The organism is Pseudoalteromonas sp. APC 3694 (assembly GCF_030407565.1).
GTDB classification, from domain to species: domain Bacteria; phylum Pseudomonadota; class Gammaproteobacteria; order Enterobacterales; family Alteromonadaceae; genus Pseudoalteromonas; species Pseudoalteromonas tetraodonis.
Window position 1 is genome coordinate 1 of sequence record NZ_JASDDE010000126.1, and the last position, 1,367, is coordinate 1,367.

The following is a 1,367-nucleotide window of genomic DNA, read 5'->3' on the forward strand; positions in this document are numbered from 1 at the left end:
GGCTACCAATGTGGGCTGATTGATATATGTACTACAAAGATCAACAGCCCCTAGTTTAATGGACTTTGTAAAAGCCATTGAAGATGAGCTAGGTATTGAAGCTAAAAAGAACTTCCGTGAAATGCAGCCCGGTGATGTATACCAAACCTATGCAGATACCCAAGATTTATTTGCAGCAACAGGTTACAAGCCAAAAGTTGGTATTAAAAAAGGTGTTGCCGAGTTTATTACTTGGTATAAAGATTTTTATAACAAATAAGAAAGCTTAGATTAAGATATAAAAAAATAGACGTTATAACTAAACGTTAAAAAAGACCGAGCCTAATTTGAGCTCGGTCTTTTTCTTTTTTTGATGATGTTGTTTTACTCAAACATTACTTAAAAAAAATTAAAAATGTTCAGCTTAGATATATTATTTAGCTGGTAATTTATAACAATATAAGAATGATTTAATTAAAGGACTATTTGTGAAAGCTGTAATTCCTGTTGCCGGTTTAGGCACACGTATGTTACCTATGACCAAAGCCATTCCTAAAGAAATGTTGCCTTTGGTTGATAAGCCACTTATACAGTACATAGTAAATGAGTGTGTTGCTGCGGGTATAAAAGAAATTGTACTCGTAACGCATAGCTCTAAAAATGCCATTGAAAATCATTTTGATACCAGTTTTGAACTTGAAGCTACATTAGAAAAACGTGTAAAACGTACTTTGCTGGATGAGGTGCGCTCTATTTGCCCAGCAGATGTTACTATTATGCACGTTCGCCAAGGTGAAGCTAAAGGCTTAGGGCATGCTATTTTATGTGCTAAGCCCATTGTGGGCGACGATGATTTTATTGTTTTATTGCCTGATGTAATACTAGATGCATATACGGCAGACCAAAAGACAGAGAATCTTGCAGCGATGTTAAAGCGCTTTAGCGAGACACGTGCAAGCCAAATTATGTTGGAGCCTGTAGCGCAAGAAGATGTAAGTAAATATGGTATTGCTGATATTAATGGTGTAGAGCTTGCTGCTGGTGAAAGTGCAGCAATTAAAAAAATGGTTGAAAAACCTGCTGTTGATGATGCACCATCAAACCTAGCGGTTGTTGGCCGTTATGTTCTAAGTAAAAATATTTGGCCATTACTCGCTAAAACTCATGTAGGCGCAGGTGGTGAAATACAGCTTACAGACGCGATTGATGCATTATTGGCTATTGATACGGTAGAAGCGTTTCATATGAGTGGTCGCTCACACGACTGTGGTGATAAACTCGGCTATTTAAAAGCGATTGTAGAATACAGCATGCGCCATGAAACGTTAGGTGCTGAGTTTACTGAATATATGAAAGAGTTGGTTAAAGGGTAACGGGCGACGGGCATC

1 protein-coding gene and 1 pseudogene are annotated in these 1,367 nt (G+C 37.7%); both read left to right on the top strand.

Annotated features, from left to right (window positions below):
- Positions 1–52: 52 nt before the first annotated feature.
- Positions 53–259: pseudogene (locus QMA00_RS18790) on the top strand (protein CapI); the annotation flags it as partial.
- 208 nt (positions 260–467) lie between these two features.
- A complete protein-coding gene (gene galU / locus QMA00_RS18795) occupies positions 468–1,352 on the top strand; it encodes a UTP--glucose-1-phosphate uridylyltransferase GalU (RefSeq protein WP_262976976.1) in 885 nt (294 codons plus the stop codon).
- The last annotated feature ends 15 nt before the right edge of the window (positions 1,353–1,367 follow it).